The 26476-nt window shown below is 65.7% G+C and carries 27 protein-coding genes; 14 read left to right on the forward strand and 13 right to left on the reverse strand.

Annotated features, from left to right (window positions below):
• Positions 1–90 precede the first annotated feature (90 nt).
• The 7 genes from E8D38_RS09415 to E8D38_RS09445 form a co-directional block, all read right to left on the reverse strand.
• Positions 91–3618: a helicase-related protein gene (locus tag E8D38_RS09415; protein WP_140628358.1), complete on the reverse strand. Its 3528-nt coding sequence runs from the start codon at positions 3616–3618 to the stop codon at positions 91–93.
• Between the two features lie 30 nt (positions 3619–3648).
• On the reverse strand, positions 3649–4509 hold the full coding sequence (locus E8D38_RS09420) for a WYL domain-containing transcriptional regulator (protein WP_140628468.1): 861 nt from the start codon (positions 4507–4509) through the stop codon (positions 3649–3651).
• A gap of 118 nt (positions 4510–4627) precedes the next feature.
• Positions 4628–6346 carry a hypothetical protein gene (locus E8D38_RS09425; RefSeq protein WP_140628362.1) on the reverse strand — a complete coding sequence of 573 codons (1719 nt, stop codon included), beginning with the start codon at positions 6344–6346 and terminating at the stop codon, positions 4628–4630.
• Between the two features lie 136 nt (positions 6347–6482).
• Positions 6483–7148 carry a relaxase/mobilization nuclease domain-containing protein gene (locus tag E8D38_RS09430; RefSeq protein ID WP_140628365.1) on the reverse strand — a complete coding sequence of 222 codons (666 nt, stop codon included), beginning with the start codon at positions 7146–7148 and terminating at the stop codon, positions 6483–6485.
• On the reverse strand, positions 7145–7564 hold the full coding sequence (locus E8D38_RS09435) for a ribbon-helix-helix domain-containing protein (protein ID WP_140628368.1): 420 nt from the start codon (positions 7562–7564) through the stop codon (positions 7145–7147). Before E8D38_RS09435 ends, E8D38_RS09430 begins: the two co-directional genes overlap by 4 nt.
• Positions 7565–7692: 128 nt before the next feature.
• Positions 7693–8187: a hypothetical protein gene (locus E8D38_RS09440; protein ID WP_140628371.1), complete on the reverse strand. Its 495-nt coding sequence runs from the start codon at positions 8185–8187 to the stop codon at positions 7693–7695.
• Positions 8188–8289: 102 nt separating this feature from the next.
• A complete protein-coding gene (locus tag E8D38_RS09445) occupies positions 8290–9435 on the reverse strand; it encodes an AAA family ATPase (RefSeq protein ID WP_181179010.1) in 1146 nt (381 codons plus the stop codon).
• Between the two features lie 385 nt (positions 9436–9820).
• Here E8D38_RS09445 and E8D38_RS09450 point away from each other — a divergent pair, with 385 nt between their 5' ends.
• From E8D38_RS09450 to miaB, 7 genes are all read left to right on the forward strand, one after another.
• On the forward strand, positions 9821–10330 hold the full coding sequence (locus E8D38_RS09450) for a hypothetical protein (protein WP_140628377.1): 510 nt from the start codon (positions 9821–9823) through the stop codon (positions 10328–10330).
• 217 nt (positions 10331–10547) lie between these two features.
• Entirely contained in the window at positions 10548–11207 is a 660-nt protein-coding gene (locus E8D38_RS09455; protein WP_140628380.1) for an alpha/beta hydrolase, read from the forward strand.
• Entirely contained in the window at positions 11204–12415 is a 1212-nt protein-coding gene (locus E8D38_RS09460; RefSeq protein ID WP_140628383.1) for an XRE family transcriptional regulator, read from the forward strand. The genes E8D38_RS09455 and E8D38_RS09460 overlap by 4 nt, the downstream gene beginning before the upstream one ends.
• Before the next feature lie 21 nt (positions 12416–12436).
• On the forward strand, positions 12437–12685 hold the full coding sequence (locus tag E8D38_RS09465; RefSeq protein ID WP_140628386.1) for a hypothetical protein: 249 nt from the start codon (positions 12437–12439) through the stop codon (positions 12683–12685).
• A 254-nt stretch (positions 12686–12939) separates the two neighbouring features.
• Positions 12940–13767 carry a YihY family inner membrane protein gene (locus tag E8D38_RS09470; RefSeq protein WP_140628389.1) on the forward strand — a complete coding sequence of 276 codons (828 nt, stop codon included), beginning with the start codon at positions 12940–12942 and terminating at the stop codon, positions 13765–13767.
• 56 nt (positions 13768–13823) lie between these two features.
• A complete protein-coding gene (locus E8D38_RS09475; protein ID WP_140628392.1) occupies positions 13824–14201 on the forward strand; it encodes a hypothetical protein in 378 nt (125 codons plus the stop codon).
• Positions 14202–14212: 11 nt separating this feature from the next.
• The gene (miaB, locus tag E8D38_RS09480) at positions 14213–15586 is read left to right on the forward strand and encodes a tRNA (N6-isopentenyl adenosine(37)-C2)-methylthiotransferase MiaB (protein WP_140628395.1); all 1374 of its coding nucleotides are present in this window, start codon (positions 14213–14215) and stop codon (positions 15584–15586) included.
• A gap of 7 nt (positions 15587–15593) precedes the next feature.
• Here the strand turns inward: miaB and E8D38_RS09485 are convergent, their stop codons facing one another.
• Genes E8D38_RS09485 through E8D38_RS09495 form a run of 3 tightly spaced genes read right to left on the reverse strand, consistent with a single transcriptional unit; the run spans position 15594 to position 16918 of the window.
• Entirely contained in the window at positions 15594–15974 is a 381-nt protein-coding gene (locus tag E8D38_RS09485; protein WP_140628398.1) for a 6-pyruvoyl trahydropterin synthase family protein, read from the reverse strand.
• Positions 15975–15987: 13 nt separating this feature from the next.
• Positions 15988–16620 (reverse strand): 7-carboxy-7-deazaguanine synthase, encoded by a 633-nt coding sequence (gene queE / locus E8D38_RS09490; protein ID WP_140628400.1) that lies wholly within the window; start codon positions 16618–16620, stop codon positions 15988–15990.
• Between the two features lie 16 nt (positions 16621–16636).
• Positions 16637–16918, reverse strand: a complete 282-nt coding sequence (locus E8D38_RS09495) for a hypothetical protein (protein ID WP_140628402.1) — start codon at positions 16916–16918, stop codon at positions 16637–16639.
• 107 nt (positions 16919–17025) lie between these two features.
• Between E8D38_RS09495 and hemA the strand changes: the two genes are divergently transcribed.
• The 6 genes from hemA (at position 17026) to E8D38_RS09525 (ending at position 22147) form a co-directional block, all read left to right on the forward strand.
• Positions 17026–18366, forward strand: coding sequence for a glutamyl-tRNA reductase (gene hemA, locus E8D38_RS09500; RefSeq protein WP_140628404.1), 1341 nt, complete (start codon positions 17026–17028; stop codon positions 18364–18366).
• 59 nt (positions 18367–18425) lie between these two features.
• Positions 18426–19514 (forward strand): peptide chain release factor 1, encoded by a 1089-nt coding sequence (gene prfA, locus E8D38_RS09505; protein WP_140628406.1) that lies wholly within the window; start codon positions 18426–18428, stop codon positions 19512–19514.
• Entirely contained in the window at positions 19511–20332 is an 822-nt protein-coding gene (gene prmC / locus E8D38_RS09510) for a peptide chain release factor N(5)-glutamine methyltransferase (RefSeq protein ID WP_140628409.1), read from the forward strand. Before prfA ends, prmC begins: the two co-directional genes overlap by 4 nt.
• 130 nt (positions 20333–20462) lie before the next feature.
• Complete coding sequence (locus E8D38_RS09515; RefSeq protein ID WP_140628411.1) at positions 20463–21131, forward strand: hypothetical protein; 669 nt, start codon at positions 20463–20465, stop codon at positions 21129–21131.
• Positions 21132–21213: 82 nt separating this feature from the next.
• Positions 21214–21531, forward strand: coding sequence for a Grx4 family monothiol glutaredoxin (grxD, locus tag E8D38_RS09520; RefSeq protein ID WP_140628413.1), 318 nt, complete (start codon positions 21214–21216; stop codon positions 21529–21531).
• 37 nt (positions 21532–21568) lie between these two features.
• Positions 21569–22147, forward strand: coding sequence for a UbiX family flavin prenyltransferase (locus E8D38_RS09525; protein WP_140628415.1), 579 nt, complete (start codon positions 21569–21571; stop codon positions 22145–22147).
• A gap of 13 nt (positions 22148–22160) precedes the next feature.
• Here E8D38_RS09525 and E8D38_RS09530 read toward each other — a convergent pair whose 3' ends face one another.
• The 3 genes from E8D38_RS09530 to E8D38_RS09540 are packed head-to-tail and all read right to left on the reverse strand — an operon-like array spanning position 22161 to position 25736.
• Positions 22161–22832, reverse strand: coding sequence for a lytic transglycosylase domain-containing protein (locus tag E8D38_RS09530; protein ID WP_140628417.1), 672 nt, complete (start codon positions 22830–22832; stop codon positions 22161–22163).
• Positions 22829–23980 (reverse strand): DUF418 domain-containing protein, encoded by a 1152-nt coding sequence (locus E8D38_RS09535; RefSeq protein ID WP_140628419.1) that lies wholly within the window; start codon positions 23978–23980, stop codon positions 22829–22831. Before E8D38_RS09535 ends, E8D38_RS09530 begins: the two co-directional genes overlap by 4 nt.
• A 4-nt stretch (positions 23981–23984) precedes the next feature.
• The gene (locus E8D38_RS09540) at positions 23985–25736 is read right to left on the reverse strand and encodes a proline--tRNA ligase (RefSeq protein ID WP_140628421.1); all 1752 of its coding nucleotides are present in this window, start codon (positions 25734–25736) and stop codon (positions 23985–23987) included.
• Positions 25737–25875: 139 nt separating this feature from the next.
• Here E8D38_RS09540 and E8D38_RS09545 point away from each other — a divergent pair, with 139 nt between their 5' ends.
• Positions 25876–26466, forward strand: coding sequence for an RNA pyrophosphohydrolase (locus E8D38_RS09545; RefSeq protein ID WP_140628423.1), 591 nt, complete (start codon positions 25876–25878; stop codon positions 26464–26466).
• The last annotated feature ends 10 nt before the right edge of the window (positions 26467–26476 follow it).

Genomic DNA, 26476 nt, shown 5'->3' on the forward strand with positions numbered 1-26476 from the left:
CATGCCCCGTCAGAGATCGCATCTCTGGTCCGACGCCTCCCTGGTGGAGGCGTTTCTCTTTGATGGCTCCGTCCTTCATCTGCGTCCGCATTACAGGGAATCCTCCGCCGAGACCGCCCGCTGAAGCAGTTGTTGAAGGTCGAGGTTCACGCTGGTCACGGCCCAATCAGGCTCCTGGGTGAACGGACGACGGATGTAGTGCGGCCCGTCAACGCTCTCTCCATCGACGTTGACGACGGCGAGGAGGAATTTGTCTTGCTGGTTGAGGCCGTACAGGATCTCGTTCCGGGTGACTGTGACTGAGCCTGCGCCCTTCACGCGCCCCTTCACTTCCAGGTGCCGAGGTGGCAACAGGCGCCCGTCGGCGGACTTGCGGATTGCCGTGACGTCCCAGCCGCACTTTTGCGCCGACACGTCAAACACCTCGTGCCCCAAGGCGCGCTCGGAGGCGATCACGGCATTCATTGCCATGCGCTCGATCCGGGCACGCGCTGCCGCGTCGGCTGACCAGCCTGGTTCGCCGCGACGTTGCGCCAAGAGACCTGCGGGAATCACAAGCGCCCCGCCGAGCACGACCGGGGTCGATGAGACGACATGGCGCATGGCCTTCAACTCGGCAGTCCGGGCCTGCAGGCGCGCCGTGAGGTCGTCCAGGGTCCGCAGTGCGTTGTCGTAGTTCAGGCGCGGCTGCTTTCCGGCGGCGACGTCGTCCTTGAGCTTGATGGCGCGGTCTTGCCAGAAATTGATTTCCTTGACCAGGCGCTCGTGGACCGCCGCCAGCGTCTTGTCGGCAGCGGCCTCGCGGCGCCGCTTGATCTCGTCGAAGTGCTCGGGTGCGAGCTGCGAACTCGCATGCGCGAGCGCCTGAGCTTCGAGATCCTTGGCGATCCAGGGGGCGGAAACGACATCGGCTACCAGCGCCAGATCTTGCGGTGCCAGCGGCGCGAGATCCAGGTGCGGCGCCCAGCCGGCGTGCTTGGCCTGCCCCAACGGATCGATCTCGACGAACTGTAGGCGCCGGCTGATGACCCGGCTCGAGTCAGCGCCCTCACGAATGCTGTGGTCCAGGATGAACAGGACCCGAGGGGCTACGCCCATGTCTCCGGGCGCGACGAGCACCGCGCCCTGCTTGAGTTTGTTGCGATGCTGCTCGAGCACCATGTCCGTCACCGCCTGCATGAGCGGGTGGCCGGGGTGGATCAGGCTTGCCAGAGGTGCGCTGGAACGGTCGGCCACCCGGAGGTGCTGCTTCTCGAAGCAGATGCGCTCGTAGCGGCGCAGCACCGGATCGACATTGCGACGATCGCGGCCAGACAGCATCCGGTCGCGTTCTCGGACGGCGGCCGGGACGTGGCTGATCTCCCAGCGGCCCAGTTCGCGCGGTCGGAGCTCGCCGCCCAGCTGTTGGAAGGCTTGAGTGAAGAAGGCGCGCACGAAGTACGGCTGCAGTCGACGCGCTTCGGCCTTCTCCATCTCCTCCCGGACGGCGAACAGGCGCTTCGAGTCCATCACCTCTTCGCACAACGCGTTGCGGTGAATGATGTCCTCGAGATGGCGTGTGTCCAGCGCGCCTTCCACCTTCTTGCGCAACCGCGCCTTTACCTGCGGGTCGTCGCCGTAGCGAATGGCCTCAATCAGCAGGTCCTTGAGGCTGGTGTCCTCGAAGATCTCGCCGAGAACGTCAAACACCTTGCCCTTGAGCGTGGCCCGGGCGACCTCCATCTTCTCAAACAGCTTGTGGAAAACGTCGCCTTCGCGGGTCTCCTTGGCCACCATGTTCCAGAGGTGGCAGACCTCGGTCTGACCGATCCGATGGATGCGGCCGAAGCGCTGCTCCAACCTGTTGGGATTCCACGGAAGGTCGTAGTTCACCATCAGGTTAGCGTTCTGTAGGTTGACACCTTCGCCTGCGGCATCGGTGGCCACCAGGACACGGGTCGCCAAGTCGTTGCGAAACAGCTCCTGGACCCTGCGGCGATCCTCCCGCTTCACGCCGCCGTGGATCACGACGACAGCGTCCTCGCTGCCCAGGAGACCTCGAATCTTCTGAGCCAAGTAGTCAAGCGTGTCCTTGTGCTCCGTGAACAGGATGAGCTTGCGTTGGCGCCCTGACGCGTCTCGCATCTCGGGCGTGTTCTGAAGCAGGGAAGACAGTTCCTCCCACTTCTTGTCCGTGCCGGAATGGACAACTTGCCGCGCCTGATCTTCGAGCGCCTGGAGGCTGAAGATCTCGGCCTCGAGTTCAGCGATGGTCTGCGACGCGGTTGCCTGGTCGACGACCTCTTCCTCGAAGGTCTCGTAGGCCTCGGCCGACATGGCTTCGGCCGCGTCCCACACGTCATCGGAGGCCATCGGTGGCGTTGCAACGTCGATCAGGGCCTGACCACGTTGACGAAGCTTTTCGTCTTCGACGCGGCGTGTCAACTTCAGACGTCTGCGCCGCAACGATTGGTAGATCGCCTGAGGACTGGAGGCCAGCCGACGCTGGAGCGAAGTCAGCGCGAACCCGACGGTGCCTTTGCGTGCGCCGTCCTGCAGCGTGTCGGCACGGTTCATCTCCTCGCGTACGTAGGCCGAGACGGCGTTGTAGAGCGCGGCCTCCTGCTCCGACAGTTTGTAGTTGACGGTGTAGGCCCGGCGCTCAGGGAACAGCGGCGTACCGTCGAACTTGAGCAGTTCCTCCTTGACCATCCGGCGCATCAGATCGGTGACGTCGACCTTGTGGGCGCCGTCCCTGAACTTGCCGTAAAAGCGGTCGCTGTCCAGGAGCGACATGAACAGCTGAAAGTCCTCCTCTTTGCCGTTATGCGGCGTCGCAGTCATCAACAGGAAGTGCCTGGTGATCGACCCGAGCAGTTCGCCAAGCTGGAAGCGCTTGGTCTTGTTGACCTTCTGCCCGAAGTAATTGGCCGATAGCTTGTGGGCTTCGTCGCAGACCACCAGGTCCCAGTGGGACAGCCGTAGCTTCTCGATCAGTTCGTCGCTGCGCGCGAGCTGATCAATGCGCGCGATCAACAGGTCGCGGTCATCGAACGGATTCCCTGACCGGGACTGTTCGATCTGCTCACGGCTGAAGATGTCGAATGCCAGGCCGAACTTTTCGTGCAGTTCGTCTTGCCACTGTTCGACCAGGCTGCCAGGCGCAACGATGAGGACGCGCTTGGCGTCGGCCCGCATCAGCAACTCGCGGATCAGCAAGCCCGCCATGATCGTCTTTCCAGCACCCGGATCGTCCGCCAGCACATAGCGAAGAGGTTGCCGGGGCAGCATCGACTCGTAGACGGCGGTGATCTGGTGCGGCAATGGCTCCACGTTGGACGTGTGGACAGCCATCATCGGGTCGAACAGGTGCGCCAGATCGATGCGCAGTGCCTCAACGCCGAGCTTGAAGGACTCACCGTCGGCATCAAAGGCCCAAGGGCGCCCGACCACTGCAAGGCTGAGAGTGCCCTCGTCCTGTCGAAACAGCATGCGCTCGTGGAGCGCGCCATCGGGCGTCTTGTAGTAGACCGTGATCGCGTTGTCGCCGACTACCTCGGTGGTCACGACGCGCACGACATGGCCTGGTTCCAGGCCGACCAATGCCGCGTTCTTCTTGATGTCCTCAAGCTTCAGCAATGTGCCCTCCCTGGGCTCTTGGCGCTGCAGTCATTCCCCGCCATAGCCGGGCGCCAGACTCAGATTCTCGACACCCACGAGCATGGGCCGGTTGCGCAACCAGAGGTGGTACTCGGGGCCGCGCAAGCGGTGGTCGATGGAGCAGTCAACATTCATGCGGCGCAGCAGATAGCCCGCAACTGCAGCCCTCACACGGACTTCGAGCACGCCGGCTTCCATTCCGAACTCGGCCTCGATAGTGTCGGGGTGCTGGATGTTGGCGGGGTGTGGCACGAACTCGAGATCGACAAGCCGTTGCCACTGCGCGTCCTGGTCCAAGGCTTCGTGATCGTGGCGCACCGACGGCGATGCCTCAGCGTCGGCGATGCGGGCAATGACGAAGTCCCGGAACGCCATCGACCGCCGGTCGTACGCCCGGATGTGCCAACGATGGCCATCGTTGGCCAGTGCCAGTGGAGCGACTTCCCGAGTAGTCAGGCCGCTGGTCAGCGATCGATACGTGATGCGCACGATCTGCCCCTGATGCATCGCCCGCGTCAGCGCGCCCAGGACATCCAGCCTGATTGCCTGTGGAGCGATGGCGCTGGCGCTCGGCACCAGTGAACGACCGCGAGCCGGTGCAGCATCGCCCGCGCCTTCGGTAAGCCACGCCAGGACGCGCGAGGCACTATGGTCGAACAGGGGCTGGAAGCGATCGGTCCGGCGGTACGCCCGCGTACCCCCGTCCAGGGTCATGTTCTCTGGCGCCATCTCGCGGTAAGCGGAAAGGTCGCGGGTGGCCGCCGCTGTCTGAATCTCGAAACGTCCAACCAAGTCTCCCCGTCGCACCTCCCCGAAGAACTGCAGGCGCAAGTCGACGTGCGCCAAGCGATCACGCTGCGCAAGAGACATGGAAGCCAAGCTGGTCATGGTGAAAGGGCTGGGGAGATCTATTTGTATCCACATTAGAGATCAAATTGATCTCTAATGCAAATCGTCATGATCCTCGTCGACTCAAGCACTTCCCTTCCTACCGGCTTCGGAACACCAGCGTCGCGACCACGCCCTGACCGACGATGTGCAGCGGGACGTCTGTCGGCTGAAAGTCGAAGGGAAGCGCGTCGCGAAGCGTGGATTCGATGGGAAGTGCGCCCCCGGTCGGCGCCGGGACTCGGCGGCCTTGGATCGCCTGCGTCGCAAGAAGGCGCCATATCTCTCGGCCGCGTCCTTCGCGCCAGCGTGCTTGGCCGATAGACGACCCGTCCAGCCAGTCCTCGACCAGCCGACCCATCGCGCTGCGCTGTTCGGACGAAATCGCCCCCGCCAAGGCGGCCAGGATCAACTCGCTGCTAAACCAGGTCCACGCCCAATAACCGGCCAGAACATCCTCCAGGCACTCGCCCGTGCCTCGTAGTGGCTTGTAGACCGTGTCGGCATAACGAAGGAAGCGCGGCTGACCCGAGTGCAACTCATTCCAGGTCAGGACGGCCTCCACTCTTGCATGGAAGAGCAGCCTTTCGTAGGCCAGCCCTATGACCAGCCGGGCCGCCTGCCGATCCGCATCAGCCGCAAGTCCTCTTTGACGCAGTTCTTCTGCCGCCGCGCTGACGACAGCGTCCAACCGACCTGCATGGATGTAGATGCCCCAGGCTTGCTCGGCAAAGCAGTGATGCGGCTGGTACCAACCCAGGGATGCAAGGCCGACCTGCCCGAAGGCCTCGCAGGCCCGAGAGATCGCTTGCTGCTTCTTGGGGAAGTCAAACTGCCGCACCTCTTCAAGCCGCTTGAGCCAGGACGGCTCGCGCGGGTCGAAAGGCCGAGCCGTCACGACGACCTCGCCATCGGCGACCAGGTGCGAATTGGCGACATCCGGTCGAAGTCCAGACTGCCTCGGCTGAAGGAAAGCCCGCGCGAGGCACTTCTTGGAAGCCGCGCGAACTTCCGGGTATCCCGGAAGACCGCGATAGGGCGACCAGGTCACCAGCACGATGCGCTCACCGGAGTTGACCCCCTGCGTGACCCATCCCCGGTACCGAGCGTCACGCGGCGGCGGATAGCTTGGGTTCACGCCCGAGCGGATGGCCATCTCGACCTTCTTGTGGATCACCTCTGGCGCCCACGACGTTCGGATCCGCACGGCCAAACCTTGCGGCAATCGGTTGGCGATGTCCCGCGTGACGCCGTCGAGAATCTCTGCTGGCAACCGTGGTACGCCTGATTTGGTCACCGACACCTGCAGGCCGGCCGCAGGTTCGTCAACCGACGACACGGGAAGCAGGTCATTTGCGAGCTCCATGACCGCTGCGGAGGCCGCAGCGGCGGCACGCCACGCTCGGAGCTTTGCATCGAGCGTGATGGCGGCGTCGTGCACATCGGCTGGAACGAAGGCCGGTCCATTCATCGGCGCACGCGCCATGCACAGCGCCAGCTCATGCCCTGAAGCAACACACAGGACGGCATGCCCATGCAGCCGGATCGCTTCGCCTCGCGGAATGCGATCCTTGTGATTCGCCCTCTGGAGGCTCGAGGCCAAGGCCGCTTCGATGCTACGCCCGCACTGCCGCATTGCTGCGAGTTCGTCCTTTAACCGAACGCCCCGAGCGGGAACCGCAACCTCAAACGCACCATCGCGAAGAACCGGCAGGTACTCAGCCGAATCCACCGGGACCAGGACGGTGATCAGATCGGCCCGCGATTCCAGATGAAGCTCAATCTCCTGCCAGATCCTGGAGGAGGGCAAAGGTGGCATCAATAGTTCCGGTTAGGTGGCATGGCTCGTCAGCGGTGCGAGCAAGTCACCATGCCACCACGTTGCCACGATGACAGCATTCTGACGGACGAAGATGCACATGGATTCGCAGGGGCAGACGGCAACGGAGGCGCCGTCAGCGCGCCCTGTGCGTGCCCGCGACGCAGCCGTGCACGGCCGCCTTGTGCCGCTCGTTCAATAGCCGCGATGCGGCCGGCAGTCCGTATGCTCCAGCAACGTGTCTGGCGATCGAACGCAGGGTCGACGAGTTCCGCTCCGGAAGCTTGCAAGCTGGCGAGCCGGCGACCATCAGCGCCAGGACGATATGAACATGCAGATGTTGCCGGTCGCCGTGCGGCACGACGATCATTGGGAAGTGTTCACCAACACCCAGGTTCTCCAAGGCATCCAGCGCAATGTGGACGGCTTTCGAGTGAACCGAGTTGCTCCCCATGGTGCTTCGCACCGTCGAACCCAAGCCGGCCCGTCGACTAAGCTTGGGCGAGTAACTGATGACAATGTGGCTGTACACGCGTCGGGGCAACCGTCCACCGCCCGTCCAACCCGCTCGGATGAATGCAAACATCTGGTGTGCTAGATCCGTCGCTGCGTTCCGCGCGTCGAGCCCCCATGGCAGATGGCGCTGTACCACGCGACGCGTGACAGGCGGTCCAGCCAAACGCAAGTGGGCGCCGGTCTCCTGTTCGCCAGTTTGCGCAGCAAATAGATAGCGCAGGAGCCGGGCAAGGTCGCCTGGCCGCTGCGGCTCCACCGCGGCGTACGGCAGGATCTTGATGATCAAGCCACACTCCGCCCGGCGATTCGCTGGATCTGCTCAATCGCGTCGGCCAGTTGCGCCCGAGCCTCAGCCCGCCGATGCCGCGAGATGCGCCCTTCGAGAGTCTCAACGACGTAGCCCAGGCCAACGACGAGGTTCGCCAGCGTTACTACGTCATCGTGGATCGTAGATGGATAGATCCCGTCGGCGATGCCGAGCGACGGCGGGGCTACGCCCGCCTCGCCGCCGAGCAACCGCTGGATCGCCTGCCGGATCAGGGCCGACCGACTGACGTTTCTCCGCTTGGCCTCAGACATCAACGCCGCGCTCTCCTCAGCCGTCAGATGGACGCTGGTGGGGCGCACACCCGACCGCCGTGGTGTTGACACCGCGCGGTCGGACCGCTCTTTCGGTGCGCCTCCAATGACCTTCTTGGGCATGCGATTCCTTCCTCTTGTATTCAATTCTCGACTATGTTTTCTTCTCGCCCAGCGACGGACAGCGCCCCGGTCTGCACATTGGTATCGATGCGCGGTCAGGACGGCGTTTCACGCAACGTGCGACGAGGCTACTGGTCTCTGCGGTCCGCCGGATCGGCAGCCTCAGCCGTCGCAGCGTTCGCTGCAATGCGAGCCTCGACCGTCCGCGCGATGCATCGAGCCCACTCCCACACTTCACGGTAGGCAGGAGCTGGCCAGGTTGCCAGCACGTAGTCACGCCCGGCAGGGTCGGCGCTCTCCAGCGTTCGCAGCAAACGGTCGCGGTCGCCGGTAGCGACGCACGCGTCAACGAGTGCTGCGATGTGCAAGCGAGAAGAACTTGCCGTCGACAAAACCGCTGCCAACGCGTCTAGTGCTTGCGCCTGGGCTAGCACGGCGATGGCCGCCTCCATGCGCTCTTTCAGACAGACGACAGGGACGCCGCAAGGGCTGAATGTGTAGAGCCTGGCCTCGGGAGGCGCGCCTGGCGCGTGGCGAACCCATGCATGCACCTCGTCGTCCGAGAGAGGTCGCCATACGTCGGCCAGCAACGGCTCGTTGAATAGAGTCAGTCTTGCCTTCATCGGTGCGCCTGATGTCGTTTGTAGGTTTGTAGATACCTTTGAACAGAGCCAGTGTTGGCATGATCGACTCGCGGGTGGACAACACCTGCGCTGAACGAATCTTCAGGGCCGGAACCCGATAGGGCGCTGCTGTGGCTTGCTGTCCGGGACGTCGACGGACGAGATGGTCCACCGAGATTGCAGAGCTGCGCTGCCACACGCCCTCCGCAACTTTCCACGGATTTCGCGCGGCGAGCTATGGCTCAGCTTCTTCACCGCATCGTCACCGAGCCTGAAGCGCCCGATGTTCGGCTCTTCAGTGACGAGTCGACGCATGACGGATCGAACCATTTGTTCCGCCTGGCTTGGGTGCGGAAGCCGAATGTCGAACGGATGCAGTCTGCTGAGGATCGGCGCCGGCAACAGCGTGCGGTCGTTTGTCGTGGCCACCCAGAGAAGGGGCGACGCGTCGATGCATAGGCCAGGCACCGACTGGTCTCGGAACGACCGTGCGGCCGGCCTCTCGAGAAGTTGATAGAGCGGCCCGATCGGGCTGAAGCGCTCGCCAGGTGCCGATGCGGTCTTGTCGAGTTCGTCCAGCAGCACCAACTGATTTGCATAGGTGGCGCTGGTCAGCGTCGAAAAGATCAGCCCGGGAGAGGAGTTGGACCATGTGATCGCCGACCCGCCAATCTGCGCCCCTGCTTCGGCGGAGCTCATCTGCAGACGCACGAAGCCGCCCGCGACGGTCTGAGCGAGTTGCTCGGCGAACACAGATTTCCCACTTCCAGGGCACCCATCGAACACGATCGGATCGAGTTGGATGACGCCGTTACCCAGCTCGGCGAGAGCAGCCATCCCCCGGACATAGTCAATGACCCCGTCGAAGTTCGGAAAGTCCTGCTGCAGCGAGGTGAGTTCGCTTCTCCAGGTGGCCGGCAACCGGCGCAGCCGGCGGATCCGCCCCCCGACCGAACTCAGCTTTTGCGCGATGTTTGCATTGCGCCGCCGAAGTTCTTCACCGCCGATTTCGAGCTCCACGGCTGCCACCAGTTCGGCGACCGACTCACGGCTGCACAGGTAGTGAATGGGATCGAACCCTCGTTCGAGAGGACTTTCTTCGTCGAGGTCGAAGACATCGAACAGAACTTCTTCGATGGACTCGTGAAAGACGATCTCGGAGTTGAGCGGCAGCTGCAGCTGCTGCCACAGACCGTCGCCTGCACCCTCAGCTGGTGCGGCAGTGGTGGCGTGGGCCGTACTGGTCATGCGATTCCTGTGTACCGACGAGCGCATCCCCCATGGTGCGCAACGCGTCAACAAGATCGCGACCCATCAGCCGCTATGAAAAGGTGTCGTGCAACTCTAGCCGGCGGCCGCCAGCCAACCAAAAGAAATCGGACCGCGCCGGCCGAATCGTGGCGCGTACGCGTCAGCGCACGACGGACAGCGAGGGGCGCTCAGTGGGCGGCCCGGATGGGGGCCGAGACGCTCAGGTGCCAAACGTCCATGTTGTCTCGCTGCCAAGCAGCCCTCTTCGACCACTTTCCTGTACGTTTTGAGCACTTTGAGATTCAATTGGGAAAGTATCTGCCTCATCAAACGATGAGACTACAACCAAGAGCTCGGCGACGGCCGATTTAGGAGGCATGCGATGTTTAGCGCGATGGAACTGACGCAAAACGCGGTGGATGGCTTCACGGCCGGGATCCGAAGCCTAGTGGAACAACGCGCCGCGCGAGCCGAGATGGAGGCTGTGACGCGGCAGTCCTCAGCGCAAGCATGGGCTGACTATGCGAAGCGCCTTGAGCGCGAGCGAGACGAACTTCGGCAGGCCGTGTCCACGCTCTTGGAGCGCCACGAACAGGTTCGAGACCAACTCAATACCGTCCAGAACTGCTACATCAAGTACACGGCCCTGCTGGTATCACGGGTCAAGGGTCTCGACGAGACGGTACAGCGGAAGAGTGCCAACGAGTATGCGTACGAGAAGTTGCGCGAACACCTGGTTCAGCTTCTGCAAGAGCAGGGGGCTGGCGACGCCCATGCCTTGACCACCGACGACGCACAGGTCGAGTTCCTCAAGATGTACTGGGACTACTTCATGGAACACAACGACGTGCGGCAAGGAGTGCCGACGTTGGCGGACGCTCTGAAGACCTGATACGGCGCTTCATGGCGGTACTCGGCCGTTTGCGCAATGCGCGAACGGTGCCTTGGCCGGTCACCGGCTGGCTCGCAAGTTCGAGCCTCCGACTATCCGGCATGGATCAGCCGGGGATGAATCTGTCCGCACGCAAGGCGGATGACGATGGCACTTGCTAAACGAAATTTTTCCGACATAGAATCCGGATACGCGAAATCGTCCACAGGATTCCCGAATGACACCTTCGAACCGAGACACCGTGCCGGCCCTTTTGGTGAAGAACTTGGCCCGGGAGGTTGTGCTTGGGGTAGAGGAGGCGCTGACGGTAGGAGCTCAGCGCGCCTACACCGCCGCACGGGGCATGGATGAGGGGCACTTGCCTCACGTGGTTGGTCAATTGCGCCACTTCCATATGAATGAGGCGTTCCAGCGGGCCTTGGCGACAGCAAACTCCTCTCCTTCGGCTCTTCGTGGCAACAGCATCGTCACGGGGCGGGCCGGGATTTTCACGATCGCCCGGTTCAACATCCCGGAAGGCTTTTGGATCAACGGGCGGCGCAGCCAGACACGGCGGCAGATGTCGTTCGCGAACAAAGCCATCGAACCGCTGGTCCAGCCTGAGCTCTTCGAGCAGTACCAGCCGCCTTCTGAGGGTGTCGCCTTCTTCGTCGCATGCTTCTCCGGTTCGCTGCAAACGCAGCCGGATTCGCCGGTCTCGATCCAGATTGCGGTGCCCGATCGCGAGATGCGCGGCTGGCTGTTCAGGGAACCCCTTGGCGAGTTCGTGAAGCGGTACGACCACCAGGACAGAAGCGCAACGCAAGACGACCTCGCGGTGCCGAAGCTCAAGAAGCACGTCGTCAAGCGGCAAGACAAAGACGGAACATCAGAATGAGTCGTGGCGCATTGCAGGGTTTCCGAAAGGAACGCCTGAGCCAAATCCTCGCTGCGCGCCGGCTGACGCAGGTTCAGCTCGCGTCGATGGCCGGCGTCTCGCCCGCCACGATCAGCAAGTGGCGCGCAGGATCTCAAGCGCCCGAGCGCGAAGCGCTGGAGCGGCTGGCCATGGTGGTCAATGTGACGCCAGAGTGGTTCACGCGGCCTGCGGCAACCAAGCTCACGCCGCCGCTGTTCCGCAGCAACGCATCGGCGCACGTGGCCGCTCGAGCAATGCTGGAAGCCCGACTCGACTGGGCGCAGGACGTCGCGGCCGCGCTGATGGAGTTCGTCGACTATCCCGCGGTGAACCTGCCGTCGCGCTCGTTCACGGATCCTGAGCAGATCACTTTCGAAGACATCGAAGTTGCGGCTTGCGAGTGCCGCGATAGGTGGCGTCTGGGGCGCACCGTGGTGCAGGACCTGATGCTGGCTGTCGAGGGAGCAGGTGTTGTCGTTGTCCGGGAGGAGACCGGGATCGCGCAAATCGAAGGGCTCTCTGCATGGAGCGAGGTCCTCGATCGACCAGTCATCCTCTTGTCCGCCGACAAGGACAACGGCTACCGCAGCAGATTTGACCTCGCACATGAACTCGGACACCTCGTCCTGCACAGGCACATCACTCGGCCGACCGAGCGTGATCGGCACAAGCTTCTTGAGCAGCAGGCTCACCGCTTCGCCGGCGCCTTTCTCCTACCGGCGGAGACCTTTGCAGCCGAGATTCGGGTACCGCCAACACTGGACGACCTACTGCTGTTGAAGCGTCGCTGGGGGGTCTCGGCCGCCGCGATCATCATGCGCTTGCGCGCCTTGGATTTGATCGACGAGGATGGCGCTTTGACGCTGTTCAAGCGTCGCTCGGCCCGGTGGGGTGCCAAGGCGGAGCCAGGTGACGGTGATCGAAGGCCGGAACAGCCGCGGCTGCTCCGTCGCACCATCGACTTGCTGGTGGCTGAGAACGTGATGCCGCTGGATGCCATCCCCCGGCACATCGGCCTCTCTGCTTCAGACATCGAGATGCTCGCGAGCCTTCCTGAGGGGTACTTCGCTGGCGGCACCGAAGGCAACGTGGTCCAGTTTGCGCGCCTGAAGTCCACAGGCCGGCCGTCTGCGCCAATTTCCTCCGGCAACACCGTGCTTCCGTTTCGCGACCGTACCAAGTCGTGATCCATTTCCCGAGAGACCGCCATGACCAAGAACGCTAAGCAAACATCTGCCCGCATCGCGAAGCTCGCGGCTGAAACCTTGCAAGACAGCAAGGCCTCGCAGGTTGCCAAAAGCTTGGCGGCGTCTGCACTCTCGCAACGAAGCGGCCGCAAGCAAACCGGCGCGGAGATGGAAGACGTCGCGGCTCGTGTGCTCGCCAACGATCGGTCCGCAGAAGCTACGAAGGAGCTTGCGGCGTCGGTCCTGGCACAAGCCAACAAGCAACGTTGACTTCTAGGTCGCGGCGAATGCGCCGGCGACAACGTACGTTCATGTCACCCTTCCCCGCATTTCGGGGTTACACTTCGGGGTGACGCTTTTGACCACCCTGGGCCAGGTCCAAGGTTGTCGTAAGTGCTTGATCCGCCTCGCAAGAGGCGCGAGATTTAGAGATTTCGGTGGTGGCTCCCTGAAGCGCCACCAGATCCTTTCATGAAGCGTTAGCAGGCAAGTGCCCGCTAACGCTTCATTGTTTTGGGCACCGCATGTTCAGCCTGACGCTGCTCACGATCCGCCGCGCAAGGGAAGAACGCCTGCCCCAGGTGGCCGGCAGCCTGGCCTTCGCGACCGTGCTGTCGATGGTGCCGCTGCTGGCCGTGAGCTTCGCGCTGTTCACGCGCTTTCCAGTGTTCACACGCTTCGAGCGCGCCATCGAAGAGCACCTGCTCAAGAGCCTGCTGCCGCCGGAGATCTCGCGCACGGTACTCAAGTACCTGGGCCAGTTCGCCAGCAATGCGAGCGGCCTCACGCTCGTGGGCTCGGTGTTCCTTCTGCTCGCCGCGCTTGCGCTGCTGCTCACGGCCGAGAACGCGCTCAACCAGATCTGGCAGGTCAGGAAGAGCCGCCCCATCCTCAAGAGGCTCGGACTCTACCTGCTGATGCTCGCCATCGGGCCGCCGGCGCTGGGCGCCAGCCTCTGGGCCACCTCGTATCTCGTCAGCGCCTCCCTCGGGTTGATCGGCACGCTGCCGCCTTCTGCCACGTTCGTGCTGAACCTGGGGCCAGTGCTGCTGGGCATGCTCGCGTTCGCCTGCGTGTTCTACGTCGTGCCCAATACCAAGGTGCGCCGGCGCGATGCCTTGATTGGCGGCCTGCTCGCGAGCGCGGCCTTCGAGCTGGGCAAGCGCGGGTTCGCCGCCTACCTGCTCAAGGTGCCGACCTACAAGGCGGTGTATGGCGCCTTTGCAGTGGTGCCGGTGTTCCTGCTGTGGATCTACTTCTCATGGCTGGTGACGCTCGCGGCGGCACTGGTCACGGCCAATCTGGGCCGCGGCGACACCCGGCGCGTCGCTGGAAAAGTGCCTCGCCGCTAGGCAAGCCCCGAACTAAAATCGCCCCCTCCTTCCCCACCAGCCACTGGATCTACACCATGTTCCGCTGTGTCCTGACGGCCGCCCTCGTAGCGGCCGCCCCCTTCGTCGCGCAAGCCCAGGTGGTGCGCAGTTTTCCGCAGAACGCGCTGCGCGGGCAGATCGTCGTCACCAACCCGCCCGAGATCACGCTCAACGGCAAGCCCTCGCGGCTCGCGCCGGGTTCGCGCATCAAGGGGCAGGACAACCTCCTCGTGATGTCAGGGGCCGCGGTAGGCCAGAAGCTGGTCGTCAACTACACGCTCGACCAGTACGGCCTCGTGTCCGACGTGTGGATCCTGCGTCGCGACGAAATTGCCAAGACGTGGCCGAAGACCGCGGAAGAAGCCGCGAAGTGGAGCTTCGACCCGGTGGCGCAGATCTGGACCAAGCCCTGAAGGAGGCAGCCATGAGCAGTACTGCCGAGACCAAGAAGAAGGTGTGGATCAAGACCTTCGGCTGCCAGATGAACGAGTACGACTCGGACAAGATGGCCGACGTGCTGAAGGCGGCCGAGGGCTACGAGCCCACGACCAACGTCGAGGAGGCCGACCTCATCCTGTTCAACACCTGCTCGGTGCGCGAGAAGGCGCAGGAGAAGGTGTTCTCCGACCTCGGGCGCATCAAGCACCTGAAGGGCCGCGGCGTGAAGATCGGCGTGGGCGGATGCGTGGCCAGCCAGGAAGGCGCGGCCATCATCGAGCGCGCGCCCTACGTCGACGTGGTGTTCGGCCCTCAGACGCTGCACCGCCTGCCCGACATGCTGGCCCGGCGCGACGCGCAGAACCGGCCGCAGGTGGACATCAGCTTCCCCGAGATCGAGAAGTTCGACCACCTGCCGCCGGCGCGCGTGGAAGGTGCCAGCGCGTTCGTTTCCATCATGGAGGGATGCTCCAAGTACTGCAGCTATTGCGTGGTGCCCTACACCCGCGGCGAAGAGGTCTCGCGCCCCTTCGAGGACGTGCTGACCGAAGTGGCCGGCCTCGCCGACCAGGGTGTGAAGGAAGTGACGCTGCTGGGCCAGAACGTCAATGCCTATCGCGGCAGGATGGGCGGCACCGACGAGATCGCCGACTTCGCGCTGCTGATCGAGTACGTGGCCGACATCCCCGGCATCGAGCGCATCCGCTACACCACCTCGCACCCCAACGAGTTCACGCAGCGCCTGATCGACGTCTATGCCAAGGTGCCCAAGCTGGTGAGCCACCTGCACCTGCCGGTGCAGCACGGCTCCGATCGCATCCTCATGGCCATGAAGCGCGGCTACACCGCCATCGAATACAAGAGCACGATCCGCAAGCTGCGCGCGGTGCGGCCCGACATCAGCCTCTCGAGCGACTTCATCGTCGGCTTCCCTGGCGAAACGGAGGAAGACTTCGCAAGGATGATGAAGCTGATCGAAGACGTGGGCTACGACTCCAGCTTCAGCTTCGTGTTCAGCCCGCGGCCCGGAACGCCGGCCGCCGCCCTGCACGACGACACGCCGCAGGAAGTGAAGCTCAAGCGGCTGCAGCACCTGCAGGCCACCATCGAGGCCAACGTGCGCCGCATCAGCGCCAGCCGCGTGGGCACGGTGCAGCGCATCCTGGTCGAAGGCCCGTCACGCCGGCCGGGGCCCGGCGGCGCGCCCGAGCTCATGGGGCGCACCGAGTGCAACCGCATCGTCAACTTCGCCGGATCGCCGCGCCTGGTGGGCCAGATGATCGACGTGACGATCACCGAGGCGCTGCCGCACTCGCTGCGCGGCGAGGTGGTGACCCGCGAAGAGATCCAGGCGGCCTGAGCTTCGGTCAGGCCTGCGAGGGCGTGTAGACGCAGCGGTCGCCGCTGCTCTTGCGCTGCACGCTCACCGAATGCACCTGCGGCACGCGCTGCGAAATCTGTGCGTGAATGAACACGCACAGGTTCTCCAACGTGGGCGTGCCCACGCCCGGCACCTCGTCGAGAAAGTGGTGGTCGAGCTGCTCGCGCACGGCGGCGATGGCCGCCCGCAGCACCCCCAGGTCCACCACCATGCCGGTGGCCGCATCACGGGCACCGCGCACGGTGACCTCGGCGGTATAGGTATGTCCGTGGATGCGGCGGCTGCCCTTGGCCTCCGCCTGGCCCACGGCCGGCCGGCGCAGTGTGTGCGCGGCCTCGAAGTAGAAGGACTGGCTCAGTTCGAACATCGGGGAGAGTCCTTCAGCGGATGCCCAGGTACTTGTGCGTCTGCAGGCTCAGCTGCCAGCGCGGGTGCTGCAGGCACCATTGCACGGCCCACTCGGTGTTGGCCTCGCGTTGCGGGCCGTCCATCGGCTGCACCCGGCGGTGCTCGAAGTCCAGCGCTTCGAGTTCGGCAAGGTCGATGCCCGGCTGTGGCACCACGACCTTGAGCTCCTGACCAGAGCGCTGCACCAGCGGTGCGCCGGCCTTCGGGCTCACACACAGCCAGTCGATGCCGGGGGGCGCGGCCACGGTGCCGTTGGTTTCGACGGCGATCTCGAAGCCCTGCGCATGCAGCGCGTCGATGAGCGGCGGGTCGACCTGCAGCAGCGGTTCGCCGCCGGTCAGCACCACGAAGCGACCGGTGCCGCCCTGGGGCCACAACGAGGCAACACGGGCGGCCAGCTCTTGCGGCTGCGCGAACTTGCCGCCCAGCGTGCCGTCGGTGCCGACGAAGTCGGTATCGCAGAACCTGCAGACCGCGCCGCCGCGATCCTGCTCGCGACCGGTCCAGAGGTTGCATCCGGCAAAGCGGCAGAACACGGCCGGCCGGCCGGCATGGCTGCCCTCGCCCTGCAGCGTGTAGAAGATTTCCTTGATGCTGTAGGTCATGTCCTTGCCCCGCTGCTCATCTGCGGCCCGGGCCCCAGCCCGCCCACAGCAGCGCCAGTGCGCAAGCCGCCGTCATGGCGATGTAGGTGGCCATGCGACCATCGCGCCCGGTGACCACCAGCCCGCCGATCAGCACCAGCGCACAGGCGCCCACGGCCCAGGCGGCGAGCCGGCGCAGCGAAACGCCTTGCAGCGCGTGCCGCCACAGCAGCTTGGTGAGCAGCGCGCTCAGCAGGCCGACACCCAGCGCGGGCATGAAGAAATTCACGAAATGGATCAGTGCGTCGAGGAGGCCCATGTGTGCGGCCGATGCAACTTGGCGCCAGTGCGGCGGAATCGCCACGCGGCGTCCGGCTATGGAGCCGATAAGTCTTTGAAAAAGCTCGCAATTTTATAATCGCCGCCATGAGCGTGTTTGCCCTGGGACTCAACCACACCACCGCCCCCGTGGACCTGCGGGGGCGGTTCGCCTTCACGCTCGAGCAATTGGCGCCCACGCTGCTCACCTTCCAGCAGCGGGTGCAACCCGCCAGCGCCCCGGCCAGCCGGGCCCCCGAGGCCGCCATCCTGTCCACCTGCAACCGCACCGAGCTGTACTGCGCCGCCGGGCCACAGCTCGTGCGCCCGGCCATCGAATGGCTGGCCGGCGTGGGCGGCGTGGGTGCAGACGCGCTGAAGAACCACGCCTACGTGCTCGAAGGCGGCGAGGCCGCGCGCCATGCCTTCCGGGTGGCCAGCGGGCTCGACTCCATGGTGCTGGGCGAGCCGCAGATCCTCGGCCAGATGAAGCAGGCGGTGCGCGAGGCCGACGTGGCCGGCACGCTGGGCACCACGCTGCATCAGCTGTTCCAGCGCAGCTTCGCGGTGGCCAAGGAGGTGCGCACCTCCACCGAGATCGGCTCGCATTCCATCAGCATGGCGGCGGCGGCGGTGCGCCTGGCGGCGCAGCTGTTCGAAGACCTGCGCGAGATCAAGGTGCTGTTCGTCGGCGCCGGCGAAATGATCGAGCTGGCGGCCACGCACTTCGCGGCCAAGACGCCCCGCCAGATGGTGGTGGCCAACCGCACGCTCGAACGCGGCGAGAAGCTCGCCACCCGGCTGGGCGCCGAAGCCATGCGGCTGGCCGACCTGCCGGCGCGGCTGCACGAGTTCGACGCGGTGATCTCCTGCACCGCCAGCACGCTGCCCATCATCGGCCTGGGTGCGGTGGAGCGGGCACTCAAGGCGCGCAAGCACCGCCCGATGTTCATGGTCGACCTGGCGGTGCCGCGCGACATCGAGCCTGAAGTCGCCCGGCTGTCCGACATCTACCTCTACACGGTGGACGACCTCTCGGCGCTTGTGCAGACGGCGGGGGAGAAGCGCCAGGCTGCCGTGGCGCAGGCCGAGGCGATCATCGAGACCGGCGTGCAGAGCTTCGTGCACTGGCTCGACCAGCGTGCCACCGTGCCGCTGATCCAGGCGCTGCAGGCCCAGACCGACGCCTGGCGCGAAACCGAGATCGCCCGCGCGCGCAAGCTGCTCGCCAAGGGGACCGACGTCGAAGCGGTGCTCGATGCGTTGTCGCGCGGCCTCACGCAGAAGATGCTGCACGGCACTCTGGCCGAACTGCACGGCGCCGACAGCGTGCAGCGCCAGCAACTGGCCGGCACGGTATCGCGCCTGTTCCTGCGCGGCGAATGGACGCCCGAGCTGCGCACTGCTGCCGCGCGCGCGGCCAACGACGACGACACCTCGCGCTCCTAGCGCCCCTGCCCCACAGTCCGGTTCGTGCCCAGGCACGCGCCTCATTTGCGCCTTCACCGATGAAAGCCTCGCTCCGTCAACAATTCGACCGCCTCGCATTCCGCCTGCAGGAACTCGATGCCGCGCTGGCCGACCCGGGCGTCGCGAGCGACATGACGCGCTTTCGCGGCCTCTCGCGCGAACATGCCGAAGTGGAAGGCCTGGTGAGCCGCTACCGCCGCTACGTGCAGCGCGAGGGCGACCTCGCGTCCGCACGGGAGCTGCTCGAAGACCCCGACATGGCCGACATGGCCCGCGACGAGATCGCGAGCGCCGAAGAAGAGCTCGCAAGGCTCGACGGCGAACTGCAGCTCGCGCTGCTGCCCAAGGACCCGGACGACGAGCGCAACGCGTTCGTCGAGATCCGTGCCGGCACCGGCGGCGACGAGTCCGCCCTGTTCGCCGCCGACCTGGCGCGCATGTACACGCGCTATGCCGAGCGGCAGGGCTGGCGCTGCGAGGTCATGTCCGAAAGCGTGTCCGACCTCGGCGGCTACAAGGAAGTGGTGCTGCGATTCGAAGGCGACGCGGTGTACTCGCGCATGAAGTTCGAATCGGGCGGCCACCGCGTCCAGCGCGTGCCGGCCACCGAAACCCAGGGCCGCATCCACACCAGCGCCTGCACGGTGGCCGTGCTGCCCGAGCCGGACGAGGCAGAAGAGGTGCAGCTCAACCCGGCGGAGTTGCGCATCGACACCTTCCGCGCCTCGGGTGCCGGCGGCCAGCACATCAACAAGACCGACTCGGCGGTGCGCATCACCCACCTGCCCACCGGCCTGGTGGCCGAATGCCAGGACGATCGCTCGCAGCACCGCAACAAGGCCAAGGCCATGGCGGTGCTGGCCGCACGGCTGCGCGACAAGGAACGCCTCGAGCGCCAGGCCAGGGAAGCGGCCACCCGCAAGAGCCTCATCGGCAGCGGCGACCGCAGCGACCGCATCCGCACCTACAACTTTCCGCAGGGCCGGCTCACCGACCACCGCATCAACCTCACGCTCTACAAGCTCGGCAACATCATGGAAGGCGACCTCGACGAGGTGACCGCCGCCCTGCAGGCTGCACGTGCGGCCGAACAGCTGGCCGAGCTCGAGACCGGCGGACTCGCATGACCAGCGTCGCATCGCTGCTGCAGTCCGCGCGCGCGGCCGGGGTGGACCGGCTCGATGCCCAACTGCTGCTGGCCCATGTGCTGCAGCGCCCACGCGCCTGGCTGATCGCCCATGAGGACGCGGTGCTCGACGCGCAGCAGCTCGCGCAGGTGCACGCGGCAATCGATCGCAGGGCCGCGGGCGTGCCGGTGGCCTACCTGCTGGGCGAGAAGGAATTCCACGGCCTCATGCTCGGAGTGACCGCCGATGTGCTGGTGCCTCGGCCCGACACCGAGGTGCTGGTCGACTGGGCCCTGGAACTGCTCGCGGCGGCACCTGCCGGCATGGAAGTCGCCGACCTCGGCACCGGCAGCGGTGCCATCGCCCTGGCGTTGAAACAGGCGTGTCCGTCTGCGAAGGTCTGCGCGGTGGATGCGAGCGCCGCCGCGCTGGCGGTGGCCCGGGGCAACGGTGAGCGGCTCACGCTGGCGGTGGAGTGGCTGGACGGCCATTGGTGGTCGCCTCTGCATGCGCGGCGCTTCGATCTCGTGGTCAGCAACCCGCCCTACATCGCCGAGGGCGACCCGCATCTCGATGCGCTGCAGCACGAGCCGCAGCAGGCGCTCACATCGGGTGCCGACGGGCTCGATGCGATCCGGGAAATCGTGGCGAGCGCCGCCGACCACCTGCGCGCGGGCGCATGGCTGCTGCTCGAGCATGGCCACGACCAGGCGGCGGCGGTTTGCGCCTTGCTGCGCGACGCGGCCTTCGATGCCGTCGCCACACGGCCCGATCTGGCGGGCCTGCCGCGCTGCACCGGTGGCCGGTGGCCAGGTTGACGCAGGCCGTTGCGTCGCCGCCATTCCAGGCGGCAAGAATCCACCACGGAACCATGCAGGCGGCGTAGCATCGCTTCGAAGTGCCTTGTCCAGAAAGGCCCGAGGGGGCCGAACCGCAAGGAGGATCGCCATGGGTAAGAAGTCTTGGCTGATGGTGATGACGGTGGCAGGCGCCATGTCAAGCGCCGGCGCATGGGCCGCCGACGCGGGGGTCGCGTCGTGGCGGCCGCGGCTGCAGGCCACCGAGATTTCTGACGGGTGGCTGTCGGCCGCGCGCCTGCAGGGCCGCCTGGGGCTGGCCACCAGCACCCGGCTGGGCCGGCTCGACAGTTCGCCTGCCAGTGCCGAAGACGGCTCGCGCATCGAAAGCGTGAGCCTCATGGGCGACTACTACTTCTCCATCCGCCGCGGCCTGCGCGCCACCGGCGGTGTCGTGCTCGGCTCGCGCCCCACCTTCTGGGCCGCCCAACCCAGCTTTGGCCTGCATGGCGCCACCACGGCGCTCGCGGCCGAGCGCCGCAGCTTCACCCTCGGCGGCGGCGACATCCACGGCGACTCCGGCCCGACCACTGCCATTCCCTACCTGGGGGTGGGCTACACGGGCACCGCTTCCGCGGCCCGCAGTGCAGACACCCTGCGGGCCGGCAGCTGGGGCTTCACCGCCGACGTCGGCCTCATGGCACAGAACTCGCGCCAGGGCCTGCGGCTGGGCGCCCGCCCGCAGCAGAGCTTCGACGACTTCCTGCGCGACCTGAAACTGGCGCCCATGGTGCAGCTCGGCGTGTCGTATTCCTTCTGAGGTCTTGGCGCTGGCGCAAGGGGGCACCTTGCGCTTTGCCGTATAACCTCGTCTCTTTTCTGCTTGCATGACCGAGACCCCCATGAGCGACGTTCAACAACGCATCTCCGACCTGGTGCACGGCAACCGCGTGGTGCTGTTCATGAAAGGCACGGCCCAGTTCCCGATGTGCGGTTTCTCCGGCCGCGCGGTACAGATCCTCAAGGCCTGCGGCGTGACGGACCTGAAGACCGTCAACGTGCTCGAAGACGAGGAGATCCGCCAGGGCGTGAAGGACTACGCCAACTGGCCCACCATCCCGCAGCTTTACGTGAACGGCGAGTTCGTCGGCGGCTCGGACATCATGATGGAGATGTACCAGGCCGGTGAGCTCCAGCAGGTGCTGGGCCAGCAAGCCTGATCACCGATCGCTCGCCTCCGTTCGGGGCGGACCCCACTTGGCTCAAGAGACCCACTCAACCCGGCTGGTCGTCGGCATCACCGGCGCCACCGGCGCCGTCTACGGCGTGCGCCTGCTCGAGCGCGCGCGCTCGCTTGGTGTCGAGACTCATCTCGTGGTCACGCCGGCCGGCGTGCTGAACGTGCACCACGAGCTCGGCCTCGACCGCACCACCCTGGAGGCATTGGCCGACCATGCCTACAACCCGGCGGAGGTGGGTGCCTGCATTGCCAGCGGCAGCTTCGACACTGCGGCAATGGTGGTGGCCCCTTGCTCGATGAAGAGCCTGGCCGCCATTGCGCATGGCCTGGGCGACAACCTGCTCACCCGCGCGGCCGACGTGACGCTGAAGGAGCGCCGACGCCTGCTGCTGATGGTGCGGGAGACGCCATTCAACCTCGCGCATCTGCGCAACATGACGGCCGTCACCGAAATGGGCGGCGTGATCTTCCCTCCGCTGCCCGCGTTCTATCACCGGCCCCAGACGGTGCACGACCTGGTGGACGACACGGTGGAGCGTGTCCTCTCCTTGCTCGGCGTGCAGCACGCGCAGCCGCGCGCCTGGACCGGGCTGTGACGCCCGGCCCGGCTCACACGCCCCGCTGAGGGGCCGAGGCCGACGGCTCCGACTCGGGCGTGAACAGCCAGCGCTTGCGCGCGGCGAACACGGCGTTGGGGTACTCGGCCTTGCCGCGGCTGCCGTTGTAGCGGCCCAGCGCCAGAAAGAGATCGCCCTTCTCTCGGTCGATGTAGTGGCGCAGGATCACGCAGCCGAAGCGCAGGTTGGTCTGCATGTGGAACAGCCGGCTCGCGTTGCCGTCGCCGATCACCCGGCTCCAGAACGGCATCACCTGCATGTAGCCGCGCGCGCCGACCACACTGATAGCGTACTTGCGAAAGCCGCTTTCCACCTCGATGAGGCCGAGCACCAGCGCCGTGTCGAGCCCGGCCCGCTTGCTCTCGTACCACACCGCCTCGAGGAATTCGCGCCGCACCTGGAAGTCGGGCTTGCGCCGCTTGAGACGGTCGCCCACGTGGGCTAGCCAGCGCCAGTAGGCGAGGCGCTCCTGCACCGTGGCGAACTCGGGCCTGGGTGGCGCGTTGTTGGCAATGGCCGCAGAAAGGGCAGAGCGAACGGCGTCGGCCAGCGGCTCCTCCACCTGCGCGCCCGCGAGCGACAAGCCCGGCAGCCCGACCGCCGCCAGTGCGACGCAGGCTCGACGGCGCGGCAACCAGACCTTGCTGACCTTGTGAAGACTCATGGCGTGATTTTCCGTCGGCGTGGCCCGGCGAGCCAACGTTCGAGCGGCCCGGTCCATCCCCTGGGCGCGGCCAGGCTGCCGAGGGCCGCAACGGCCGCCCAGCTGACCAGCGCCAGCGCAGCCACTGCCGCTGTGCCCGGCTGCCAGGCCGCGCCTGCACCACTGAAGCACAAGGCCAGCACCAGCGACCAGCCCACATACAGTGACAGGGTGTACCGCCCCGCCGGCGCCAGCTTCACCAGCCATAGCGCCGTCCCTGCTTGCCGGCTGGCTGCCAATGCGGCCACGGCAGCGGCCGAAAGCCAGGGGCCCACCAGCGCCGACGCAACGACCACCGTGTTCTGCGCCGCGTAGCCCCACGAGACCGCCCGGTCCAGCAGCACCGCATACGCCACATTGGCCGCGAAGGCCACCGGCAACCAGCGGGCCAGCTGCAGGCGGGCCGTCTGCCAGCGCCGATGGGTCAGCCAGCGCAGGCGGCCAGCCACGAAACCGGCCAGGGTGATGGTCACAAGCTCCGGCAGGAACAGCAGCGGCGCGAGCAGCACCGTGTTCCAGTAGGCACTCACGTTGAGGACCCACCACTCGCGCCAGGTGCCGACGCTTGCGCTGTTCGGCATCGTTTCGGTCAGTGCAGGCGCGCCTGTGGTCAGCGTCGCGGCGAGCACCATCGAAGCCCCCCACAGCACGAGCAGCCAGGCCAGCCCGCGACGCAATGCCGACAAGGGCAGTTGCGCCCAACGCAGCAGGAGCAGGCCACACACCGCATAGGCGGTCAGGATGTCGCCGCTGTAGATGAGCGCGCCATGCAAGACCCCGAGCAGCAGCAGGCGCCTCATCCGCCCTCGCCTGTGCATGACCGCAGTCGCCGCACGGCTGCGCATCGAGAGCGCAAAGCTGTAGCCGAACAGGAAGGCCAGCAGCGGATAGGCCTTGGCCTGGAACAACACCGTCATGGCGACGAACACCGCATGCGCGAGCCAAGAGTCGGCCGGCACAGGCACGCCGGGCAGCGGGCCGTAGGGACCTGCGGCATAGCTCATGGCATTGACGACCAGCACGCCGGCCAGCGCCAGCATGCGCAGGCCGTCGACGAGCGGCTCGCGCGACACGCGGTGCAGCGGCTCGGCCTGCACCATGCCGCCCATCACCTCAGCTCGCGAGTCCGAGCCGCACCCTCACGTGCTGCAGCACCTCGCCGGGTGCCAGCTTGGTGGCAGCGGCGTCGCGTCGGCCCTGGTACTCGAGCTGGCCCTCCTTCAGGCCTCGGTCCGAGATCACCACCCGGTGTGGCACGCCGATGAGCTCCCAGTCGGCGAACATTGCGCCCGGGCGTTCGCCGCGGTCGTCGAGCATGACGTCGATGCCTGCGGCCAGCAGGTCGTCGTGCAACTGGTCGGCCGCGGCCTTCACCTCGGCGCTGCGGTCGTAGCCGATGGGGCACAGCACCACGGTGAACGGCGCAATGGCGTCGGGCCAGACGATGCCGCGCTCGTCGTGCGTCTGCTCGATGGCAGCGCCCAGGATGCGGGTGACGCCGATGCCGTAGCAGCCCATCTCCATCAGCTGCGGCTTGCCGTTCTCGTCGAGGTAGGTGGCGTTCATCGCCTTCGAGTACTTGGTGCCGAGGTAGAACACGTGGCCCACCTCGATACCGCGCTGGATGGCCAGCACGCCTTGGCCGTCGGGCGAGGGGTCCCCTTCGACGACGTTGCGAATGTCGGCCACGAGGTCGGGCTCGGGCAAGTCGCGGCCCCAGTTGACGCCGGTGAGGTGGAAGTCCGCCTCGTTGGCACCACACACGAAGTCGCTCATGTTGGCCACGGTGCGATCGGCTACCACCTTCACCGGCTTCTTGAGGCCGATGGGACCCAGGTAGCCGGGCTTGCAGCCGAAGTGCTCCTCGATCTCGGCGACGGTGGCAAAGCGATAGCCCTCCTTCAGGCCCGGCACCTTGCCGGCCTTCACTTCATTGAGGGCATGGTCGCCGCGCACCAGCAGCAGCCAGACGGTGGACTTGGTGACGTCGCCGGCGGCGGTTTTTTCGTCGGTGGCAAGCACCAGCGACTTCACCGTCTGCGCCAGCGGCAGCTTCAGCAGCTCGGCGACGTCTTCGCAGGTGGCCTTGCCGGGGGTGGGCGTCTTCTGCATCGCCTGCGCGGGCGCGGCACGCTGTGCCAACAGCGGCAGCGCCTCGGCCAGCTCGATGTTGGCGGCGTAGTCGCTCGTGGGGCAGTAGACGATGGCGTCCTCGCCGGTTTCGGCGATCACCTGGAACTCGTGCGAGCGATCACCGCCGATCGCACCGGTGTCGGCCGCCACGGCCCGGTATTGCAGGCCAAGCCGATCGAAGATCTTGCGGTAGGCCGCGTACATGAGGTCGTAGCTCCTGCCGGCGGCCTCGGCATCGCGGTCGAAGGAATACGCATCCTTCATGGTGAACTCGCGGCCGCGCATCACGCCGAAGCGAGGCCGGCGCTCGTCGCGGAACTTCGTCTGGATGTGATAGAAGTTTTTCGGCAGCTGGCGGTAGCTGCGCAGTTCCTGGCGCGCGATGTCGGTCACCACCTCTTCGCTGGTGGGCTGGATGATGAAGTCGCGCTCGTGCCGGTCTTTCACGCGCAGCAGCTCCGGGCCCATCTTGTCGAAGCGCCCGGTCTCCTGCCACAGCTCGGCCGGCTGCACCACGGGCATGAGCAGCTCCACCGCGCCGGCACGGTTCATCTCCTCGCGGATGATGTTCTCGACCTTGCGAATCACCCGCAGGCCCATCGGCATGTAGTTGTAGATCCCCGCGCCCAGGCGCTTGATGAGCCCGGCCCGCATCATCAGCTTGTGGCTCACGATCTCGGCGTCGGCAGGAGCTTCCTTGAGAGTCGAAATGAAGAACTGGGAGGCTTTCATGGGCGCGATGACGGCAAAAACATGCCGAATGTCGGAGAAAGAAGCAGGGAGCTTGCACACCGCGGCTTGGGGTTAGCCGGGGGTCGGGCCATGAGACCCGGTGCAATAATGATTTCAGTACTGAAATTTGGGGTTGATTATGCTCGACCGTGAAGGCTTCAGGCCCAACGTCGGCATCATCCTGCTCAACCAGCGGAACCAGGTGTTTTGGGGCAAGCGCATCCGGACCCATTCCTGGCAGTTTCCGCAGGGCGGCATCAAGCATGGCGAAACGCCCGAGCAGGCGATGTTTCGCGAGCTGCACGAAGAAGTGGGCTTGCATCCGGAACATGTGCGCATCATTGCGCGCACGCGCGACTGGCTGCGCTATGAGGTGCCCGAGCACTACATCCGGCGCGACGCGCGCGGCCACTACAAGGGCCAGAAGCAGATCTGGTTTCTGCTGCAGCTGACCGGCCGCGACAGCGACATGAACCTGCGCGCCACCGACCATCCGGAGTTCGACGCCTGGCGCTGGAATGAATACTGGGTGCCGCTGGACGTGGTGATCGAGTTCAAGCGCGACGTCTATCAGATGGCGCTGACGGAGCTCGCCCGGTATCTGCCGCGCACCAACCACCACAACCGCTACCTGCGCTCGGGCATGCGGCCGCATCGGCGCGACGACGAGCACCACCCGTCGGTGCCGCCTGAGGTGCCCGCACCGGCCCCGAGCGAGGGCGAGGGCTGACCCTCAGGTT

It is taken from the genome of Methylibium rhizosphaerae, assembly GCF_006386545.1.
Classification (GTDB): Bacteria; Pseudomonadota; Gammaproteobacteria; order Burkholderiales; family Burkholderiaceae_C; genus Pseudorivibacter; species Pseudorivibacter rhizosphaerae.